We start from the raw sequence: 21,019 nt of genomic DNA on the forward strand, positions 1-21,019 counted from the left end.
CTAACGCTCGCCGGTCTTTGACCGGGAAGGAGGGGATTGGCGAAAACGCCTGGCTCACCTCGGTGGGTTCCTGCTGCTGGCGACATGATTGCACCGCTCACTTCACAGGCTAACCGGGCGTGTCCCGCCCTTAAAACATTGATCGCGCCGACCAAATCGGCGTTTTTCTCAAAGCCACATTCGACGCAGGTGAACCCTTCTTGCGTGCGCCGGTTGTCCGCCGAAATATGCCCACAACATGGGCACGTTCGACTTGTGTTCTTCGGCGGCACCGCTATCAGGTGTCCGCCATTCCATGCCAGCTTGTAATCCAATTGACGGCGGAACTCGAACCAGCCCTGATCGAGGATGGATTTGTTCAGGCCGGACCTGGTCCGTACGTTCTTGCCCGGTTGCTCGGTACTCCCTGCCGCCGACCTGGACATATTCCGTACCTGCAACTCCTCGATACACACCATCGCGTGGTTTTGGCTGATCGCGGTAGAGGTCTTGTGCAGGAAGTCGCGGCGGGCGTTGCCGATATGGGAATGAATACGCTGGACGCGGGCTTTTGCCTTCTTCCAGTTGCTGCTGAATCTGGTTTTGCGGATTATCGCCTGCTGCGCCTTGCGCAGCGCGATTTCGTGCCACTTGAAGCGGTTGAGTGGCGCGTGGAACGTGCCGTCCGACAGCGTAGCGAAACGGGCCATGTCGATGCCGACCGCACCGCCGTTGGGGATCGGCTGTACAACCTCGCGCTCGGTCTGGATGCTGATGAAACACTTGCCACACAACTGGCTGACGCTGACGTTTCGCACCTCACCCGGCACGTCCTGGCTGTTGCGATAGCGCAGCCAGCCGAGTTTTGGCAGGAAAATGCGGAAATTGGCCTGATCGAGCTTGATCTGCTTCGGGTCGGGATAGCGAAAACTGTCGCCCTGACTCTTCTTCTTGAAGCGTGGAAACTCAGCCCGCTTGGCGAAGAAGTTAGCATAGGCCCGCTCCAGGTGAGCGTCTGCTGCAACGGGTGCGTCGGGGCCGCTCTGAGCCACGGTGTTTCCGTGCCGTTGCGCCACTCGGTGAGCCGCTTGCACAACCCGGCGTAGCCGAGTTTCTTCTCACCTTGCTCGTAGCGTTCCTGCTGCAATGCGAGTGCCTTGTTAGGTGCATCTGGCACTGCTGTTCGCCGCTTGGCATGAGTGCGTATTTGAAGGCTTGAAGACGTTGCATGGCCGGAATTATACGCTTAGCCTATGAGTAACGAAAACGATATGCGGCGCGGGCGACATGACGCTTTCCTGATGCACGTTCACCTGGTCTTCGTGACCCAATACCGTCGCGAGGTGTTCACCAGGGAAATCCTCGACGATCGTTCCGGCATCTGCGCCGACTTCGAGGCGGAGCTGGTGGCGTTCGACGGCGAGGACGATCACGTCCACCTGCTGGTGAACTACCCGCCGAAGGTTGCCGTTTCGGCGCTGGTAAACAGCCTGAAAGGCGTTTCCAGCCGGATGATCCGCAAGAAGAACGACTCGAGCATCCGCAAGAAACGGTGGCGCGGTGGTCGCCGTCCTGCTTCGCCGGAAGCTGCTGCGGCGCTCCCATCGAAATCATCCGCCAGTACATCGAGCAGCAGCAGACACCACACTGACCGCCGAAAGGACGCCTACGGCGTCCGCGCTATCCTTCCCCGGCCTGAAGGCCGAAGCTTGCCGCGCACCGAACCCACCTTCCCATAACTCCGGTAAGGCGCTACGCTCAGCCAAAGCCTACTCATGGAAGAATCGCCATGATCCGGGAACAAACACTCAGCGCGTTACGTAACTGCAAGGCTGAACTTCAGTCTCGCTTTGGCGTTCAGGAACTGTCTTTGTTTGGCTCAACCGCCCGTGCGACCAATACCGATAGCAGCGATGTCGACATACTCGTCAGCTTTAAAGGCCCTGCTACTTCAAAACGCTACTTCGGTGTGCAGTTCTATCTTGAAGACCTGCTCGGCTGCCCCGTTGATCTGGTCACCGACAAGGCTCTGAGGCCAGAGCTGAAACCCTATGTTGAGAGGGACAGCATTCGTGTCTGATCATAGGGATCGCCGTCAAAAATGACGTTATAGCAACAACAAGGAACCCCATGAGCGACATCAAGCTGTTCACACTCGATCAGGGCAAGGCCACAGAGCTATCAGGCCAGAGCGCCCGCCTCGAAAAACACCTGCAACAGGACGTTGAGCGCAATATGCCAGCTCTGCTGGGCGTGAATTTTCTGGCCAGCGAATACAGCACCGGCAAAACTCATCGCGGTCGCATTGATTCGCTGGGAATCGACGAAAACAACTGCCCCGTCATCATCGAATACAAACGCCACAGCAATGAAAACGTGATCAACCAGGGGCTGTTTTACCTCGACTGGTTGCTCGACCATCAGGCCGAATTCCGCTGGTTGGTGATGGAAACACTGGGCCGGGAAGCTGCCAACGGCATCGAATGGAACGGCACCCGTCTGATCTGCATCGCCTCGGACTTCAACCGCTACGACGAACACGCCGTACAACAGATCAACCGCAATATCGAGCTGATGCGCTACCGCTACTTCAGCGATAACCTGCTGTTGCTGGAACTGGTGAATGCCCGGACGGCGCAGATCAACCAGGATGCACAGACAAGTAAAACTGATTCCACAGCCAGCCAAATTGACACACCAATAACGGAAAACAAAATCACAACACGAGGTGACAAAAGCCAGCAAGAACGGCTCGCAGAAGCCCCACCCGAGTTGCTTGAGCTCTACAACAACCTGTGCGACTACATCGAATCCCTCGGCGACGAAGTCCAACGCAAGGAACTCAAGCTTTACACCGCCTTCAAACGCATCCGTAACTTTGCCTCCGTGCTGGTACTCAGCGGACGAGACCCGCGTTTACAGCTGTACTTGAAACTGCCCGGTGAAATGGCCGAAGAGAAAGACGACAAATGGATGAGGAATATGAGCAAAACCGGCCATTGGGGCACCGGTGATCTGGAAGTCAATGTACGGACGCCGGAAGAACTCGAAGAAGCAAAGCAACTGGTCGCCAAGGCATATGGGGAGAGTTGATTCCCTCCCGTGCCTGCTGACGCAAGTGATCTGCAGTGCCCCGAATGTGACGATATTTTGAGCCTTTTAACCTCGTGATCCGGCTATTCGGCCGGTATGATTAACAACAATCCAGGTTAAATCGGAATAATCTCTTCTGGTTTGACGACACAGCACCCGGCTGGTTGGCCAATAGCCGTTACTGCAGACACAACCCGATGAAACTGAACCGACTGACGCTGAAAAATTTCCGCTGCTTTGAAGAGCTGGAAATCGACTTCCACGACCAGCTGACCGTACTGATTGCCCCCAATGGTGCGGGTAAAACTACGGTATTGGATGCCGCCAGAATTGCATTATCGTCGTTTATCAAAGGTATTGACGTCAGCTCGGCACGTCCACATGTACTGGCCAGCATTACGCCAGATGACGTACGTCTGCAAAAAATGCCATCGGGCAGTATGGAACCTCAAAAGCCGTCCAGAATCACGGCGGATGGTATTTTTTGCACTCATGAGCCGGATATTATTACCTGGTATGCAGAACGAAGATCGGTCGAACCAAAAACTCGTATGTTTCGCGATGATATCTACGACAGCATCACCTCTGTAGCGACAGAGCTGCAGAAGAAAGCCCAGGATGAGCAGACCAGTGACAGCACGGAACTGCCACTGATTCTGTATCAAGGCACCGGACGATTGTGGTACCAAGGGCGCTTTACTGCCACAATCGACGACAAAAAGCTTGAACAACAAATGTATTCCCGCATCTGGGGCTATGAAAACTGTTTAACCGCGACGTCAGGCTACAAACAGTTTGAAGACTGGTACGGCTGGTTATTCAAAAGTTATCGAGAGCTGCAAATCGCCAACCTGGAAAGCCCGAATAACCATAACGGACGTGACCTCGACGTATTCAGGCAATCCGTTGAATCCGTTCAGCAGGCGGTCAACGAGGTAACGGAAGCTGTCACCGGCTGGAAAAATCTGCAATACCGGCAATCCCAGGGCCAAAAGCTGGTAATGGAACACGACAAGCTGGGCTTTATGCCTCTGGATATGCTCAGTGATGGCCTGCGTAATATCGTTATTCTGGTAGCCGATATCGCATTCCGTTGTGTTCGCCTGAATCCGTATCTGGGTAAACATGCAGCCCTCGAAACTACCGGAGTGGTACTGATCGACGAAGTCGATATGTTCCTGCATCCGGAATGGCAGCAACAGGTAATGGGTTCGTTACAACGAGCATTTCCAAAGCTGCAATTCATTGTAACCACCCATAGCCCGCAGGTGCTGACCACTGTACTGCGGGAATCCATTCGCAAGATTGTGATCGCCGACAACGGGCAAGCACGTGCTGAGATGCCCCTGATGAATTCCTACGGCATGGAAAGCCAGAATGCACTGCAAGGTATTATGGAGGTTGACCCTCAACCGCCAGTCGCTGAAAAAGCAGATCTTGATGAACTCACGACCCTGATTGAAAGTGGCCAATACCAGAGACCGAAAGCACAGCAGTTAATGGAAAAACTGATGGAACAACTGGGTCATCAGCATCCACAGATCCTGAGGCTGCAACGGTCGATTCGCCGAATGGAGGCTCTTAAGCGGTGAAGTACATTGCCAAAAGGAAGAGGCATCTCGATTGCTTGTACGACGAGAAGATTAAACCACCAATAGACGCTGAAAGTGCGAGAAATAGATGGCAGCGTTTCAGTAGAAACAATAACTACAATTTATTGGTGGATACTCTACATGAAGAGCAGTACAGATTATGTGCATACACCGAACTACGTTTGGAAGAGCTTGGATTTGGCTTTCATGTCGAACACGTCAAACCCAAGAGCAAATATCCTTTGCAGACATTCGATTACCGCAATTTGGTACTATCCGCGCTGAGCTCAACGGATTTGGAGAATTTAAAAATCCAATATAATTCTGAGCCAATAAGTAGCTTTGGAGGCCACTCCAAACGTAGCCATTTTAATAAGAAACAATTTCTCTCTCCGTTACTAGCAAGAACCAAGCATAACTACCTTCTGTATTTGAACAACGGTAAAATAATACCAAATCCAATAAAATCACGCCGGTACCAGAAGAAGGCAAAATACACGATTGATTTGCTAAACCTTAACCACTCAATATTGGTCACACGGCGCAAGGAATGGATAGAGGAGTTGGATCAATTAATCGATCAGCATCTTGATGATGATATGTGCTTGACGTGTCTTGCCGGGATCGATCTCGAACCGACCGATGGCAAGCTCAGCAATTTCTTTACTGCCACCTGCCAACGTTTTGGCCCTGCAATCAGTAATCCTATTACCCGTCGTTATTACTGATCACATTCATTGCTCGTTCCCAGCATTCCTTCGTGGGAACGTGATACCTGCCAAAATCAAGGCATACCACGCCGGAGCGTGGGAGCCAGTTGTTCAAAATCACCACCGAGCTGTATTACAGCGCTTCCAGCGTTTTCTCTGCCAGCAAACCGCGTTCTTTCGCCATGGTCATGGCGGTGTCGATGATCATGTCTTCCTGACCACCAATCATCTTCTTGCGGCCCAGTTCGACCAGCACGTCGCGGGCGGGTACGCCGAAGCGTTCGGCGGCGCGTTTGGCGTGCAGCAGGAAGGTGGAGTAGACACCGGCGTAGCCTAGGGTGAGGGAGTCGCGGTCAACACGCACTGGCTGGTCCATCAGCGGCACGATAACGTCTTCGGCCAAGTCCATCAGTTGGAACAGGTCGGTGCCGGTTTTGGCACCCATGCGTTCTGCCACGGCGACGAACACTTCCAGCGGGGTGTTGCCTGCGCCTGCGCCCATACCGGCAACGGAGGCGTCAATGCGGGCTGCTCCGGCTTCGACCGCAGCGATGGAGTTGGCAATGCCCATGCCCATGTTGTGGTGGCCATGGAAACCGATTTCGGTACCTGGCTCCAGCGCGTCACGCAGGGCTTCGATTCGTTCAGTCACGTCTTCCGGCAGCATAAAACCGGCGGAGTCGGTGATGTAAACGGTTTGGGCTCCGTAGGATTCCATCAGTTTGGCTTGTTTGACCAGGCCTTTGGCGTTGTTGAGGTGCGCCATCATCAGGAATCCGGTGGTGTCCATGCCCAGTTCACGAGCACAGGCAATGTGCTGTGGTGAGGTGTCGGCTTCAGTGCAGTGGGTGGCCACGTGAACCGAGCGGGCACCTTCTTTGTAGGCACTTTTGAGTTCTTTCATAGTGCCCAGGCCAGGCAACAAGAGGACGGAGACTTTGGCGTTGGTCACTGCATTGGCAACGGCGTTAATGTATTCCTCGTTGGAGGCCATGGCAAAACCGTGCTGCAGCGAGTTACCGCCCAGGCCAGCACCGTGGGTACATTGCAGGTACGGAATACCGGCGGCGTCGAGGCCTTTGGCGACCTTGACCATTTCGGCCACAGAAATCTGTTCACGCTTGGCGTGCATACCGTCACGCAGACACATGTCGTGCAGGATGATGTTACGACCCTTTAAACGCTTGCTCATTGAGTGGCCTCCATTTCGGACAGGTTGTATTCGCCCGCCAGCATTTTTTCGGCGAACATTTCCGCAGTTCGGGTACCGGCAGCGGTCATGATGTCGAGGTTTCCGGCGTAGGTTGGCAGGTAGTCGCCCAGGCCAGCGACTTCCATAAACACGGCAACACGATGGCCTTGTGGCACTTCGTCGAAGACCGGGCCGTTCACCAGGCGGTAGCCCGGCACGTACTTCTGCACTTCTTTGATCATGTTCAGCACCGATTCGGTAATCGCGGCTTCGTTTGGTTTGTCTTCCGTCAGGCAGTAAATGGTGTTGCGCATGATCATCGGCGGCTCAGCCGGGTTGATGATGCACAGCGCCTTGCCTTTTTTGGCACCGCCCACTTTTTCGATGGCGTTGGAGGTGGTGTAGGTAAACTCGTCCAGGTTGGCGCGGGTGCCCGGGCCAACCGATTTGGACGACAGCGAGGCAATGATCTCGGCGTATTCCACATCCTGAATCTGCGACACGGCGTTCACAATCGGAATCGTGGCCTGACCGGCACAGGAGATCATGTTGACGTTCTTTTCGGCGCGCTCGGCGTGTTCTTTCAGGTTCACTGGCGGAACGCACAATGGGCCTATCGCCGCGGGCGTCAGGTCAATCATCAGTACACCCAGCTCGTTCAGCTTGCGCGAGTTTTCTGCATGCACGTAGGCCGAGGTGGCGTCGAAGGCGATCTGGATGTCATCGTCCAGTACGTGGGGCAGCAGGCCGTCAACACCCAGGTGGGTGGTTTTCAGGCCCATGGCGGCGGCACGTTTGAGGCCTTCGGATTCCGGGTCGATGCCCACCATCCAGACCGGTTCCAGTACTTCACTGCGCTGGATTTTATAGATCAGGTCAGTGCCGATGTTGCCCGAGCCGATCAGGGCACATTTGATTTTTTTCATAGTGGTTGCGCTCCTTCTCCGCTGCTCTGTGCCGCAGCCGCCTGGTCGGATGCCCGACCGGCTTTACCGGCGACAAAAAATTCACCGTTTTTGTGTTCAGTAATCAGGATACGTACGGTGCTGGCGTTACAATCCAGCGCCTCACAACAGGCGGAGGTGACCTTTTCAGCCAGGCGGGCCTTGTCTTCGAGAGAGCGGCCTTCCAGCATGTGCATTTCGATAATGGGCATTTGTGTAGTCTCTTGTTGTTATGCAGTGAAGGACACCGATACGGAGCCGAGTTCCTGGAAGCGCGCCGAGATGTAGTCCCCCGGTGCCACCGCGGTAGCGGCAGTGATGCCGCCACTCATCACGAAGCTGCCTTTCGGCAGGGTTTCGCCCAGCTGATGGAGGATGTTCACCAGCATGGCGACGGCTTCTGCCGGGTTGTTCATCACTGCGGCACCGGCACCCATTTCGACGATTTCACCGTTTTTTTCCATCACCACACCGAGGGTGCGCAAATCCAAATCAGCCGCATAACGGGGGCGGCCACCACCGACAAAGCGCGCCGAGGAACCGTTGTCGGCAATCACGCTTTGTAGGTCGAAGCTGAATTTCTGAAACCGGGAGTCGATGATTTCAATTGCGGGCAGTACGTAGTCGGTGGCGGCTAACACCTGTTCGGCAGTGCAGTTCGGGCCTTCGAGATCCTGCGATGTAACGAAGGCAATTTCACATTCCGCCCTAGGGTGAACCAGCTCGGATACCGAGATCGTACTGTTTTCCGGCACCGCCATTTTATCGGTCAGGAAGCCGATGGACGGCACTTCCACACCCATTTGCTTCATCTTGGCCTTGGAGGTCAGACCCGCTTTCCAGCCCACCAGTTTATGGCCCTGGGCGATAAAACGCTGACGCAAGGCGGTTTGCACGGCATAGCCATCGTCCATGGTCATGGCCGGATATTCGTCGGTCAGTTTCGGAATGGCGTAAGCACGGGTTTGAGCACCTTCAATACGCTCGCACAGGCGTACGATGTCTTCACGAGTCAGGGTAATGTCTTTCATGCCTGGTTCTCCTGTGAAGTAGTCTGGGCCTTTCTTTGTACTGCCGTGTGGCCTTGGAACGACACACTGCAGGAACCTAGCCCGCCAACCGTACAGGTCAGCGTGTCGCCATTTTCAATCGGTACCAATTGCGATTGGGAGCCGGACAGAATTACTTCACCGGCCTTGAACGGGATACCCAAGGTGCCCAGAGTATTCGCCAGCCAGGCCACCGCATTCACGGGAGAACCCTGTACCGCAGCACCGGTTGAGGTGGAGAGTAATTCACCGTTTTTTTCCAGCACCATGCCCGCCAGCGTCAGGTCGAGTTTTTTCGGATCACCTCGGGTTTCACCCAGTACGTACACGCCACAAGAGGCGTTGTCGGCGACGGTGTCCTGAATCTTGATTTTCCAGTTGTCGATACGGGAATCGACAATCTCGAAACATGGCACCACATAATCGGTAGCACGGATGACGTCCATAGCGGTGATACCGGGGCCTTGCAGATCTTCTTTCAGGATAAACGCCAGTTCCGCTTCGGCCTTCGGCTGGATCAGTTCATCCAGATTCATGGTATCGCCTTCGGCGTAAATCATGTTCGAGGTCAACTGGCCAAAGTCCGGTTGAAACACGCCGAGAAAATCCTGCACCGGCTTGCTGGTGACGCCGATTTTTTTACCGACAACGCTTTCACCCGCATCCAGTCGACACTGAATAAAACGTTGCTGGATGCGATAGGCGTCTTCCAGACTGATGTCTGGAAACTGTTCGGTAAAGGGTACCAGCGTGGTCTGGCTGACGAACGCGTTGTACAGTTCGTCGCCCAGCTGGTTGATCAATTCATTATTCATAGCCATGGTCAGCACCCCTTACAGTTTGATGCAGACGTTGCGCAGTTCGGTGTAGAACTCCAGCGAGTGCACCCCACCTTCGCGGCCAATACCGGATTGTTTCGAGCCACCGAAGGCAGTACGCAGGTCACGCAGGAACCAGGAGTTGATCCAGGTGATACCGACATCGATACGACCGGCCATGCGGTGAGCACGGGTCAGGTTGGTGGTCCAGAGGGTGGTAGAGAGGCCGTATTCGTTATCGTTGGCCTTGGCCACTACCTCGTCTTCGCTGTCGAACGGGCTGATATGGCAGCAAGGGCCAAAGATTTCTTCACGTACCACCGAGGCCGTTTCTGGCAGGCCAGTCCAGATGGTCGGCTGCACCCAGTTACCTTCAGCCAGATCGGCTGGCATCTCTGGCACGCCTCCGCCAGTCACCACGGTGGCACCTTCAGCAACGGCTTTTTGGTAATACGACAACACCTTGTGCTGGTGCTCGCGACTGATCAGCGGGCCGTAGTTATTGCCTTTGATTTCCGGGCGACCAAACTGCACGGCTTCGGCTTTTTCTTTCAGCGCAGCGACAAATTTGTCGAAAACAGGACGTTCAACGTACACCCGCTCAGTCCCCAGACACACCTGACCGGTATTCAGGAAAGCCGACCGGAAAATGCCGTTGACGGCGTCGTCAAAATCGGCATCGGCAAACACGATACCGGCGTTTTTACCGCCCATCTCGAACGACACATCGCGGGTGCCTTCGGCAGCGGCTTTCATAATAGCGGTGCCGGTGCGGGTTTCACCGGTAAAGGTAATGGCGTCAACGCCCTGGTGTTGGGTCACGAATTCACCGGCAGAGGCCGGGCCAAATCCGTTGACGACGTTGTACACGCCTTTGGGGATGCCGACCTTGTTCATCACTTCGCCCAGTAACGCGGCGGTGAACGGGGTTTCTTCCGACGGTTTTAATACCACGGTGTTGCCACACGCCAGTGCCGGGCCGACTTTCCAGGTCATCAGCAGGAAAGGCGCATTCCAGGGGGAAATCACACCAATCACGCCTTTAGGCACTCGCAGGGCGTAGTTCAGCGCGCCGCGACCATCCGGGGTATCGAGCATGAAGGATTCGGTCGGCACGTTTTTGATAACGTCGGCAAACACCTTGAAGTTGGCGGCACCACGGGGAATAAATACGTGTTTCATGACGTGTTCGGGCTGGCCGGTGTCTTCCATCTCGGCCGCCACAAAGTCGTCGAAACGGCGAGTTATTTCATCCGCAACGCCATACAGCAGCTCAACACGCTGATCCTGGCTCAGCGAACCCCACTCGCCATGCAGCGCAGCACGGGCGGCCTTAACCGCAGCATCCACGTCTGCCCGGGTGGCTTCGGCAATGCTGGCAATGACGCTGTTGTCTACCGGGGAACGCTTGTCGAAGCGGATGCCGGAACTGGCTGGCAGGAAAGACCCGTTAATAAAGTTTTCAATCTGGTGCATAAACCAAACCCTCGATCTTTTTTAATTAGATTTATCCAGCGGAGCACTGGTCGACCGTGAAAGTTGAAGGTTAGTAAATACATTACATACCATCTAATACTATTTTTTAGCCATCTCGATACCTTAGTGGTATCAGAAAACCCGATACCAGCCTGTTAATTGATGCTTTATGATCGCGGTCTAAAACGAACAAGCCCCATTCCATCAGGCCTGTAGAGCAGATACTGACGCCACCGATGTGCTGTATAACGGTATATCAATATCCCGAATCTGGCCCCAAGGCGGCCTCTGGCCAGTGGTAGCATCATCAGGTCACATCTATAAATGACTGCGCTCGAAATAACAGCGCTCAAATACACAACCAAAGGTCATGTTATGAATCCGATCAACTGCAAGCAGGCCCGCGAGATTCTGGATCGCGCGGTCGAAAAAGCCGAAAGTATGGATCTGCGTATCTGTGTCGCTGTTGCCGACAGTGGTGCCAATATCGTTGGTTTCTTGCGTATGGACAGAGCCTTTCTTGGCTCAGCGGATGTCAGTCAGCGTAAAGCCAAAACCGCTGTTTTGTTTCAATGCCCGACCGATGTCTTCGGCACGGTGATCGAGCAGGAAAAGCTGATTGGTATGGATCAGGTCGGCGGCGGTTTGATGGCGTTTGGCGGCGGCCTGCCAATGATGATCAACGGCGAATTGATCGGTGCCGTGGGGGTATCCGGTGCCACGGCCGCACAAGACAAGGAAGTTGCGGCTTACGCCATGGCGGCCGTAATGGAGCTGGCGGACTCAGCCCGATAACATCGTCGGAGCATTCAGCCTTTTGGCGGCAGAGGATGTATCGGCGGGATAATGTAGGAATTCAACAGTAGCTTGCCGTAGACCACGCCTCTCAAGGTGATCATCTGGTCGGCGATCTGGTTGAGTTTGTCGGCAGGGCCTTGTACCAGAATAATGGACAGGGTGTTGGTGTGGGTCAGGTTGACGTTCAGGTTGCTGATCACTTCGTCAATGTATTGAAACTGCAAGTCGTGCAAACGCTTTTGCAGCCCCGGTATCGCGTGGTTGTAAACCAGATTGACGGTGCCGGTCATAACATCACTACCCTGCTGGGCGCGATGGTCGTTGATTTGATGATTGATCATGTCGCAGATGGCTTGTGAACGGCTTTCAAAGCCCCGTTCGCTCACCATCTGATCCAGGCCGTCGAGCAGGCTCTCGGGCATGGAGATGCTGATTCGGCTGATTTTTTCTTTGCTCATGGTTTGTCCTTGCAAGCAGTATCCGTGATATTGGGGTGGCGTTTGCCCCCCCTTTCAGACTCAGAACAAGTGGCTGTAACGTTCGATTTCCCAAGTGCTCACGGCGGTATGGTACTCGTTCCACTCGGCTCGCTTGTAACGAATAAATTCGTTTTTCAACGCCTTGCCTAACACCTGCTCAACAAACGGGTCGTCTTCAAACGCCTGGACTGCCTCATCCAGGGTACGTGGCAAAAAGCCGATACCCAGTTCTTCACGCTCGGCCTCGGTCAGCTCGTAGAGATTACGTTCTTGTGGCTTGCCGGGATCCAGTGCTTCGCGAATACCTTCCAGCCCGGCTGCCAGCGCCAGTGCCGCCGCCAGGTACGGGTTCACCGCGCCGTCGGCATTGCGGGATTCACAGCGGCCACCTCCCATTGGCACCCGTACTGAATTGGTGCGGTTGTTGGAACCAAAGGAATTAAATACCGGTGCCCAGGTGAAGTACGGCATATCACCCTGGCGCACCAGGCGCTTGTAGGAATTAACCGTCGGTGCAAAAGCCGCACAGAGCGCCGGGCCGTGTTTGAGAATACCGGCAATAAAATGGTAACCCAATTGGGTCAGGCCCAGGCCATGGGGGTCTTCTTCCGGGGTGCACTGGAACAGGTTTTCCCCCGTCTCCAGATCGTACAGCGACATATTGAAGTGAGCGCCGGTACCGGTTTTGTTGGAAAACGGCTTGGGCATAAACGTCGCCAGCAGATCTTCCTGTTTGGCGTACTCTTTCGCCATCATTTTGAGGAAGGTAAAGCGGTCGCAACTGGTGACGGCATCGGCATAGTTAAAGTCGAATTCGAACTGGCCGTTGGCGTCTTCATGGTCGAAGGAGTAAAGGCCCCAGCCCAGATCATCAATACTGGTGGCCATTTTATCGAGCCACTTGAAGTTACTGAGAAAAGCACGGGTGTCGTAGCAAGGCTTTTTCAGCTTGTCATCCGGATCCGGGATGACCAGAGTGCCATCGGCATTTTTCTTGAGCAGATACACTTCAGCTTCGATGCCAAGGTTCATGCCGTAACCGAGTTTTTTGGCGTCTTCCAGTACCGACTTCAGCAGCACCCGGGTACTGAGCAGGTAGGGTTCGCCATACAGGGTATTATCGGCAGGCATCCAGGCAATTTCCGGCTGCCAGGGCATCTGGATAATATGATCAAGATCCGGTACCGAGGCGATCTCGTCGTCATTCGGTGCCTGACCCAGTCCATCCAGGGCATAGCCGGTGTAAAGCTCCGAACCATGCGCCATATGCGCCAGATGAGACAGCGGTACCACCTTGCCCTTGGGGATGCCGTGAATATCGACATAGGTACCCATGCAGTACTTCACGCCCTTGCTTTTCAGCTCAGCCTGAATGGTTTTTATCTGCTCATCGGATTTGTATTCAATCATGTTACTAGCCTTCTTAACGGATGATATTAGCCCGGCGGAGCCGTTAGGGCGGCTAGCCTGAATTATCTGCCGGGCGTTGGTAACACCGGAGCAAGGTGACGGACGGAACCGTTGCCTGCTCTCCGGTTTTCTTCAGCCAGGGTTACTGGCGAGGATGCTGGTGTGGTAGCTGTAGGCTAGCGGCGCTTGTTCCTGCACCGCGTGCAACAGCAAATCGGTGAGGTCATCACACATCCACTGATACAGTTCTTGGCCCATCTCGACGGTAGCCGCCGACGGTTTGCCGGTGACGCCATTGAGACTGGTGTGGTTAACCGGATGGCTGAAAATACAGCCGTCAGTACGATCCGGGTCATCGGCCTCGGCGAGTTTGTCGGTACGCACGATGTGCGGGTGAATGGCCATCATCAGGGCGGTTTCTGCCGCATTGGCATGCCAGTCTTCGGCATCGTCGAAGTGCGCTTTTTTCACCCGTTCGGACAGCCGGGCTGTATGTATCAGCGCCACCATCAGATCGTCGTAACGGGCACGCAGCATCTCCAGGGCACAACGCAGCGGGGCTTCGTTGGTCACATGGCCGTTCACCAGCAGCAAGCGTTTGATACCAGACGAATACACCCAGTCACCAAGGTCACAGATCACATCAATCAGGGTTTTCGGATTCAGCGCCATGGTGCCGGGCCAGCGCCGCGAATGCCCGATCGAACAACCGTAAGGGAGCGTTGGCAGTAAGATAACCGGTGTATTGGCGGCAACGTCCTTACACAGCGTATGGGCGATGGCGCTGTCCATACCACAGCCCATATGGGGGCCATGCTGTTCGGTCGCACCAATCGGTAGAACGGCGGTTTGTACTCCGTCGCGGACGGCCTGGGCCACTTCTTCCCAGGTCATGTTATTAAGTTCGTACATCAGAACACGCTCCCTACGTCGTCACTGACCGGCACCATGCGCACCAGGTTCATATGATCCACATCGTCTTCGTCATCGGTCGGCGGATGAATCAGGCTTTCGATATGTTTTTTGACGGCGAGAAATTCCGGCGACAAAAATTGGCCAGGATGACGTGGCTGTGGCACAGGGACTTCAATCAGCTCCTGCACTTCACCGGGGTTGGCTTTCAGCACCAGAATCCGGTCAGCCAGATACACCGCCTCGTCGAGGTCGTGAGTAATAAAAAACACGGTGATATCAATGTTCTTCCAGATCTCCATCAGGTAGGCCTGCATCTTCGATCGGGTCTGGGCGTCGAGGGCTCCAAAGGGTTCGTCCATCAACAGAATTTTCGGCTGGTTAGCCAACGCACGGGCGATGGCGACGCGCTGCTTCATGCCGCCCGACAACTGGTTGGGGTAACTGTTTTCAAACCGGGCCAGGCCAATCAATTCGATCCACTGACGCGCTTCTGCTTCTGCTGTGCCCTTTTCGTAGCCGGACTCCAGCAAGCCAAACATGATGTTCTGCTTCACCGTCAGCCAGGGAAACAAGGTATAGCCCTGAAACACCATGCCGCGTTCCGGGCCGGGTTTGTCGACCACCTTGCCATCCAGCAGCACCTGCCCAGAGCTGGCCTGTTCCAGACCGGCGAGGATCCGAATCAGCGTCGATTTACCGCAGCCTGAAGGGCCGATCACACAAACAAACTCACGCTTGTGGATGGTCAGGTGAATGTCTTTCAGCGCTGTCACTGTGCCGTTACGAGTTTTGAATTCCTTGGTCAGGCCCTTCACTTCCATCGTCACCGGGCGTTGTTTCAGCCGCTCAAAACGGTCACGTACGGCAGCCGACTGCTGCTGGTAATCCGGTAAATTCAGTTCATTCATATCAACCTCTCCTATAAGGGGACATATATTTAATCCGGTGCTCACTCTGGGCTAGCGGATGGTGTCGAATCACGAAGCCGACTTGCAGGCCTGACGGGTCAAGTCAAACGTCGGCGACACAGAGTCGAGATCATCCGGCAGCCCCCGCGGGCGCGGGTTGCCGCCGTCCAGTGGGTGTTGACGAATATGAAAAGGACTCGTCGCTGCATTCGCCGCCTTGCCCTGAACAACGGCAACACTCGTGCAAAGCCGTGCAGGATTAAATAGATATCCCCTATTGGGTGCCCGCTACTGATTATGCTTCTGCCACGGGAACAGGCGGCGGCCGATCCAGGCCAGTATCAGGTCGATGGCAAGACCCATGATGCCAATCATCATGATGGCGGCGAAGACGTTGTCGAAATTCTTGTAGCGCGCCTGCTGGGTAATAAACCAGGTAATCCCCGAGCTGGTGCCAATCAGTTCCGCCACGATCAGATACGTCCAGGCCCAACCCAGTAAAATGCGGGTATCGCGGTAGAGGTCCGGGAGAATGCCGGGCACCACAATACGAAACAGCAACGAGCGATTACCGGCACCCAGCGTTTGCCCGGCTTCCAGCAAGGCCGGATCGAGTTTGCGGGTGGTATTGGCAACCACCAGTACCTGTTGGAAAAACGTACCGATCACGATAATGGCAATTTTGGGTGCCTGATAAATGCCCAGAATCGCCACCGCCAAAGCACCAAACGCGGGCGCGGGCAAGTAGCGAAAAAACTCGATAAAAGGTTCAAACAGACGCGAGAAAAAATCGTAAGTGCCCGCCAGAATCCCCAGCGGAATCCCCACGATCGACGACAGCACAAAACCCCAGAAAATTACTTGCAGACTGCTCCACAGGCTTTCGTGTAACCAGGCCTCACTGCGACGCTGTGGCTCAGTAACAAACGCGGTGTAAAACGCCGCCACCACTTCATCGGGCGCAGGCAGATACACCGGGTTGGCCGGATCCCCAACGGGCAAGGCCGTATTCGCCTGTTCTGCTTTTTTGTACTCTTTATCAAACACCTCACGATCGACCAGCATATCGTCGCGGAAGTAACTGACCGAGCCCGGCTCGGTAATGCTGACCTGCGGATGCCAGATAAACGGCACATAACTGACCAGACACCACAGCAGTAATGGCAAGGCGAAACTGCACATGGCGACCAGCGAGCGGCTGCGTGGTTCGAGCGGTTTATTGACGGACAATAGTAGCATGGTCAGTGTCCCGGCGACTGGTTAACAAATTTCAGCATGCAGTTTCCCCTGCCTTCATATCAGGCACGTTGGTGATTCAGGGGAAGACAGGCCCGAACGTTATCCGGGCCTGTGTGATCGTTACAGCGACTTCATCAGCGAGGTATCGATATAGCTGCCGACCGGCTGCTTCTCGGGATACACATCGTTGGCAACGTTGAAGTCATCGGCAATTTCGGTAGAGCCATACAGCGACTTGAAGCCGTCAGCTGGTTCGAGGAAAGGCAGGGTTTCTTTCAACGTCAGGATTTTAGTACCTTTGATAAAGCCCTTGTACTCATCCGCTTTCAGGCCTACACGAGCGGCCATAATCGCAATGGCATCTTCTTGAGTCGCCGGATCATTCAGGTAATCCACCGCCATATACCAGGCTTTGAGTACCTTGGTCCATTCCGCCTTGTGCGCAGACAAGCTGGAAGGCGATACCGCCAGGACGTCGTAAATCAGGCCCGGTTCATTGGCACTGGAATAGATACGGCTGGAGCCAGGTACCAGGCTCAGTGCCTGACCGGAGTTTGGTTGCCAGGCCACAATGGCATCGACCTGACCCGAGGCCAGCACCTGCGGAGTTTCGTTGGTCGGTACGTTCACCAACTCAACATCCGACTCGTTCATGCCATTTTTTTCCAGCGCGTTCAGCAGCAACAAATGACCAACAAAACCGACTTCCACGCCAACTTTCTTGCCTTTCAGATCCTTGATCGAGCGGATGCCGGGCGCACCAACGATCATGTCGTTACCATTGGAATAATCATTCACCAGAATCATCACGTTGCTGGCGCCAGTTGAACCTGTCACCAGGGCATCGCCATTAGTCATGGCCACGGCATCCAGCTGACCCGCAGCAAAGGCATCCATACTGGCGACGTAATCGAACCACTCAAACTGGACATCCACGCCCACCTTGTCGAACATTTTCTTTTCAACAGCAATTTCCCAGGCCACCCAGCCAGGCCAGTCGCTGTAACCGATTTTTAACGGTTCGGCGATGGCGCTGCCAGCCATCAGCAGTCCAGCGAACAGGGATCCCAGCATGCGTTTCTTAATCGTCATTTGGCGTCTCCGGTATTACGTTTTTTGAATTTGGTAATACCGGATAAAGCATCAAGCGTGCCACTAAAGGCTAATCAGGGCTGTGTCAGTGAACACTCCGTCTGGCGAAGCGTCTGTCCAGCAAAGAATCACACCTGACCTTTTAATGCCGCATTAAAAACTACTACACGCCTTAGCGCGCACGGGGTGCCAATCAGTAAAAACGCACAAGAACAGTGCCAGATATATTATTCGACGCAATACAGGGCAAAAAAAGGACAATTTACAGCGGAATGAAACAATCAGAAAAACCACAAGTTGTGCAGAAAAACCGCTAATAGCCGACAGGAGCAGAATCTGTACCCCTGAAAAACAGGGGCATCAAACGGGGTGAGGAGTATGGGCAACAAGCAACAATCGGCGATACATCCAAAGACAATCAATGAGCCAGTGAGCCGTTGTTTGGCAGCCGACCCTAACGACCCTCATCCTTGGCCATCACACCCGCCTTACCCCAGTTGGTACTGGGTACCTCCTGAATAATAATACGGATCGCTTCCACTGGAGAGTTCGAGGCTTCTGCGAGCGTCTGAGTCACTTTTTCGATAATTTCCCGTTTGACCTCTTCCGAGCGTCCTTCAATCATCTGAATAGTTGCAATTGGCATAATGGTTCCAAACCTGACGATTATTAAAATGTAACAACCTGAAAAAAGCCGCCTCTGATTCAGAGGCGGCAACCCAACACAAGGGCACTCAATAAATCACTCAACCCCGTCAACGACCATCAAGTAACGACCGTTAGAAAACGTTCATTCAACTCACGGGTATGATAGAAAATAGCGGCACCGATTTCCTCGTGAGTCCAGGTGTAAGGCTTCATGTCCGGGTAGAACGCGTAGCCTCCGCTAAAGGTTTCAAAACGATTGCCCGATGGATCAAAGGCATAAATAGTACAGCCGCGAGTGATGCCGTGACGCAATGGGCCGATATCCAAAGATACGCCCTTGGCCGACATTACATCCGCCGCATGCAGTACCTTCTCCCAGCTTTCCAGCAAGTAGGAAGCATGATGCAAGGTGTTGTCGCGTTCATCCCGGACAAAGGCAATGTCGTGTGCCTTGGTTGAACAGGTCAGCCAGACAGCCATGTCGGTTGCGCCGTCTTCACCGGTAATGCGCTCAACCAGATGGAATCCCAGCACATTGATGAACAGATCACGACTGCCATCCAGATCGGCACCATGAATCTGCCAGTGATCGAGACGAATTGGGCAAATACCCCCTGGGCCGTCAACACGCACCCCCGGATTGATATAACCCTGGCCATCGCCCACTTCGGTCATTTCCCAGTAAAGTTCAAACACATGCTTGGTTGGCGCAACAAAACGGACGCGTTCACCGGTTTCCAGCAAGCCGTCGGCTGGCATACGTTCGGTTGCCACACCGTACTCATTCAAATCCACTTCCAGCTTGTCCAGGGTTCGCTTGTCCAATACCTTGAACGCATAAAAATCCATACCGGCCTGATCTGCTTCACGAATAACCACACTGTGATGATCACGCTCGTCAGCCGTTTTAAAATAGACACGACCGCTTGCATCACGCCCGGTTTCAATCAACCCCATGACATCGGTATAAAACCGGATGGATTCATTCAGATCTAGCACCCGCAATTGACAATACCCGGGCCGCAGCACGCCTGTCATAGCCATGATTGGTTCCTCTTATTTTTTTACTTGAATGACTACGGATGATAATCCGGTGAATCCCCGGCTCTGTCTAATATGGTTTTTGTTTGAATAAATACCGACAGGGTATAGGGGACATATATAGACGCTTCCCCAATATCAAGGATGACTTGGCCCTGACACCTGCCATATGCCCTTCTTTTTTCCTGTTGACCCTTCGTCGTTCGTTGCGATGACAGTGGCAGTTCTGACATATATCCGGCTTCTGATCGGGATCAGCTCCCGCAGCCCTGATGAAATCCGAACCCTGGCACCTTTAACATCTATTCACTACTGTCCGGTTAACCAAATCCCAGACCCAGCGGCCCTGTATCATCCGGCAAATCCGGTGGTTTTCTGAACACCTCCAGCAGCGGCATTCGCTGCATAAGTACCGATCCCAGTCGGATTGACACATTCCCCAAACGCCTTTCAGGGGCCACGCCTTGCTGGATCAGACGCAACAGCACATAGCTGATCATCGCCACTAAAACCTGCAATTTGACGGCGTTTTCTGACGTACCATAGAACTGTTTGATCTTGAGATTCTGCTTGATCCACTTGAAAAACAATTCAATCTGCCAGCGCTGTTTGTACAAATCCGCAATCGCCAGAGCGCTGCGTTTCAGGTCATTAGTGATGAAGACCAGCTCCTTGTTATCCTGCTGACGATGAAACACGACTCGCCTCAAGGTGCGGCCTTTCAGATACGATCGGGTCTTGTAACACACTTCGATTTTTTCATCCCTCACCACACCCACCCCTTTCGGTGGCAGAGACTTCGTGACCTTGTAATTCATATCTTTCTTCATCCGGCCCACAAACAGACAGCCCTCATTCACGAGCTTTTCGAGCCACGCCCCACCGTTATAGGCACGATCAAATACGTAAGTAGTTCCTTTAAAAACAGAGAGTTGAGAGATGGCGCGGCCATCGCTAACTCTAGCGTCGGTGATTTCAAAATAGATGGGCGTGTCGGCATTGGGATCGTAGACCGTATGGATTTTGACACCGCTTTTATTCTTCCGGAAATGGGCCCATTGGTAGCGTGACTGACAGAGGGAGATGGTGGTGGAGTCGATCAGTTGCACCTGAGTGATGACTTCCCGAAGACCTTTCTGTCTGGCCAAACGGGACAGCAAGCGAAAGAACAGCATGTAATAGACCAGCGTGGAGCGCTTTTGATTGGCATCGGCCAGTGTGCTTTTGCGAACGGGCTTCAGGCCCAGATGGTACAGACGGCGGGATTGAACATCGAGCTGTTCAACCAGCCCTCGCAGAGAGGAAGCACCACTCAGCTGACCCACCAGCAAGGCCACCAATTGCCCCCAGCATGACAAGGTTCGTGTGCGTTTGTCGGCCTGGTATTGATCGACGGTTTTCTGAAATTGATGACGAGGGATGATGTTGAGTCGCTGTGCCAGTACGGTGTTAGAATGTGCCAAGCCCGGTTCCTCTGAATGATGTCTGTGAGAAGCTTCATTTTACCGGAAACGGCATGGGAACCGGGCTCCTTTCTTTTGGCGGGTCAGTTAACCGGACAGTAGTGACATCTATTCGATCTGGCCACGCCGATCGTGTCCCGCTCAGGCTCTACCAGGGACGGATTGCCCCGTTA

General features: G+C 54.0%; 20 protein-coding genes and 2 pseudogenes. 6 read left to right on the forward strand and 16 right to left on the reverse strand.

Annotated elements, in window-relative coordinates; translation table 11 throughout:
* Nucleotides 1-188: 188 nt before the first annotated feature.
* Nucleotides 189-1,073: pseudogene (locus tag SOJ49_RS17245) on the reverse strand (RNA-guided endonuclease InsQ/TnpB family protein); the annotation flags it as partial.
* Nucleotides 1,074-1,232: 159 nt separating this feature from the next.
* On the opposite strand from SOJ49_RS17245, the pseudogene tnpA reads away from it, so the two are divergent.
* From tnpA to SOJ49_RS17270, 5 genes and pseudogenes are all read left to right on the forward strand, one after another.
* Nucleotides 1,233-1,630 (forward strand): annotated as a pseudogene (gene tnpA, locus SOJ49_RS17250) (IS200/IS605 family transposase).
* Nucleotides 1,631-1,768: 138 nt separating this feature from the next.
* Nucleotides 1,769-2,059 carry a nucleotidyltransferase family protein gene (locus SOJ49_RS17255; RefSeq protein WP_369855719.1) on the forward strand — a complete coding sequence of 97 codons (291 nt, stop codon included), beginning with the start codon at nt 1,769-1,771 and terminating at the stop codon, nt 2,057-2,059.
* A gap of 50 nt (nt 2,060-2,109) precedes the next feature.
* On the forward strand, nt 2,110-3,072 hold the full coding sequence (locus tag SOJ49_RS17260; protein WP_369855720.1) for a DUF5655 domain-containing protein: 963 nt from the start codon (nt 2,110-2,112) through the stop codon (nt 3,070-3,072).
* Between the two features lie 197 nt (nt 3,073-3,269).
* Nucleotides 3,270-4,664: an AAA family ATPase gene (locus tag SOJ49_RS17265; protein WP_369855721.1), complete on the forward strand. Its 1,395-nt coding sequence runs from the start codon at nt 3,270-3,272 to the stop codon at nt 4,662-4,664.
* Nucleotides 4,661-5,392 carry a retron system putative HNH endonuclease gene (locus tag SOJ49_RS17270; protein ID WP_369855722.1) on the forward strand — a complete coding sequence of 244 codons (732 nt, stop codon included), beginning with the start codon at nt 4,661-4,663 and terminating at the stop codon, nt 5,390-5,392. The genes SOJ49_RS17265 and SOJ49_RS17270 overlap by 4 nt, the downstream gene beginning before the upstream one ends.
* A 115-nt stretch (nt 5,393-5,507) precedes the next feature.
* Here SOJ49_RS17270 and dmpG read toward each other — a convergent pair whose 3' ends face one another.
* From dmpG to SOJ49_RS17300, 6 genes are read right to left on the reverse strand one after another with little or no spacing between them, the layout of a single operon-like run.
* On the reverse strand, nt 5,508-6,566 hold the full coding sequence (gene dmpG, locus SOJ49_RS17275; protein ID WP_369855723.1) for a 4-hydroxy-2-oxovalerate aldolase: 1,059 nt from the start codon (nt 6,564-6,566) through the stop codon (nt 5,508-5,510).
* Nucleotides 6,563-7,492 (reverse strand): acetaldehyde dehydrogenase (acetylating), encoded by a 930-nt coding sequence (locus SOJ49_RS17280; RefSeq protein WP_369855724.1) that lies wholly within the window; start codon nt 7,490-7,492, stop codon nt 6,563-6,565. Before SOJ49_RS17280 ends, dmpG begins: the two co-directional genes overlap by 4 nt.
* Nucleotides 7,489-7,722, reverse strand: a complete 234-nt coding sequence (locus tag SOJ49_RS17285; RefSeq protein ID WP_369855725.1) for a 4-oxalocrotonate tautomerase family protein — start codon at nt 7,720-7,722, stop codon at nt 7,489-7,491. The genes SOJ49_RS17280 and SOJ49_RS17285 overlap by 4 nt, the downstream gene beginning before the upstream one ends.
* Nucleotides 7,723-7,740: 18 nt before the next feature.
* Nucleotides 7,741-8,541, reverse strand: a complete 801-nt coding sequence (dmpH, locus tag SOJ49_RS17290) for a 2-oxo-3-hexenedioate decarboxylase (RefSeq protein WP_369855726.1) — start codon at nt 8,539-8,541, stop codon at nt 7,741-7,743.
* Nucleotides 8,538-9,380, reverse strand: a complete 843-nt coding sequence (gene dmpE, locus SOJ49_RS17295) for a 2-oxopent-4-enoate hydratase (protein ID WP_369855727.1) — start codon at nt 9,378-9,380, stop codon at nt 8,538-8,540. The genes dmpH and dmpE overlap by 4 nt, the downstream gene beginning before the upstream one ends.
* Nucleotides 9,381-9,392: 12 nt before the next feature.
* Nucleotides 9,393-10,853 carry a 2-hydroxymuconic semialdehyde dehydrogenase gene (locus tag SOJ49_RS17300; protein WP_369855728.1) on the reverse strand — a complete coding sequence of 487 codons (1,461 nt, stop codon included), beginning with the start codon at nt 10,851-10,853 and terminating at the stop codon, nt 9,393-9,395.
* A 375-nt stretch (nt 10,854-11,228) separates the two neighbouring features.
* Between SOJ49_RS17300 and SOJ49_RS17305 the strand changes: the two genes are divergently transcribed.
* Nucleotides 11,229-11,648, forward strand: coding sequence for a heme-binding protein (locus SOJ49_RS17305; protein ID WP_369855729.1), 420 nt, complete (start codon nt 11,229-11,231; stop codon nt 11,646-11,648).
* Between the two features lie 14 nt (nt 11,649-11,662).
* Here the strand turns inward: SOJ49_RS17305 and nikR are convergent, their stop codons facing one another.
* The 9 genes from nikR to SOJ49_RS17350 all read right to left on the reverse strand — a co-directional run bounded on the left by nikR (nt 11,663) and on the right by SOJ49_RS17350 (nt 20,846).
* Nucleotides 11,663-12,109 (reverse strand): nickel-responsive transcriptional regulator NikR, encoded by a 447-nt coding sequence (gene nikR, locus SOJ49_RS17310; RefSeq protein ID WP_369855730.1) that lies wholly within the window; start codon nt 12,107-12,109, stop codon nt 11,663-11,665.
* Between the two features lie 60 nt (nt 12,110-12,169).
* On the reverse strand, nt 12,170-13,540 hold the full coding sequence (gene glnT / locus SOJ49_RS17315) for a type III glutamate--ammonia ligase (RefSeq protein ID WP_369855731.1): 1,371 nt from the start codon (nt 13,538-13,540) through the stop codon (nt 12,170-12,172).
* Nucleotides 13,541-13,672: 132 nt separating this feature from the next.
* Entirely contained in the window at nt 13,673-14,452 is a 780-nt protein-coding gene (locus SOJ49_RS17320; protein WP_369855732.1) for a creatininase family protein, read from the reverse strand.
* On the reverse strand, nt 14,452-15,363 hold the full coding sequence (locus tag SOJ49_RS17325; RefSeq protein ID WP_369855733.1) for an ABC transporter ATP-binding protein: 912 nt from the start codon (nt 15,361-15,363) through the stop codon (nt 14,452-14,454). Before SOJ49_RS17325 ends, SOJ49_RS17320 begins: the two co-directional genes overlap by 1 nt.
* Before the next feature lie 288 nt (nt 15,364-15,651).
* Entirely contained in the window at nt 15,652-16,602 is a 951-nt protein-coding gene (locus tag SOJ49_RS17330) for an ABC transporter permease (protein WP_369855734.1), read from the reverse strand.
* A 120-nt stretch (nt 16,603-16,722) separates the two neighbouring features.
* Nucleotides 16,723-17,694: an ABC transporter substrate-binding protein gene (locus tag SOJ49_RS17335; RefSeq protein ID WP_369855735.1), complete on the reverse strand. Its 972-nt coding sequence runs from the start codon at nt 17,692-17,694 to the stop codon at nt 16,723-16,725.
* A gap of 454 nt (nt 17,695-18,148) precedes the next feature.
* Nucleotides 18,149-18,340, reverse strand: coding sequence for a 4-oxalocrotonate tautomerase family protein (locus SOJ49_RS17340; protein ID WP_369855736.1), 192 nt, complete (start codon nt 18,338-18,340; stop codon nt 18,149-18,151).
* Between the two features lie 119 nt (nt 18,341-18,459).
* Nucleotides 18,460-19,380 carry a catechol 2,3-dioxygenase gene (locus tag SOJ49_RS17345; RefSeq protein ID WP_369858084.1) on the reverse strand — a complete coding sequence of 307 codons (921 nt, stop codon included), beginning with the start codon at nt 19,378-19,380 and terminating at the stop codon, nt 18,460-18,462.
* Between the two features lie 323 nt (nt 19,381-19,703).
* Nucleotides 19,704-20,846 carry an IS4 family transposase gene (locus SOJ49_RS17350; RefSeq protein WP_369855737.1) on the reverse strand — a complete coding sequence of 381 codons (1,143 nt, stop codon included), beginning with the start codon at nt 20,844-20,846 and terminating at the stop codon, nt 19,704-19,706.
* Nucleotides 20,847-21,019: the final 173 nt, after the last annotated feature.

This window comes from Candidatus Thalassolituus haligoni (assembly GCF_041222825.1).
In the GTDB taxonomy this organism is placed as follows: domain Bacteria; phylum Pseudomonadota; class Gammaproteobacteria; order Pseudomonadales; family Oceanobacteraceae; genus Oceanobacter; species Oceanobacter antarcticus.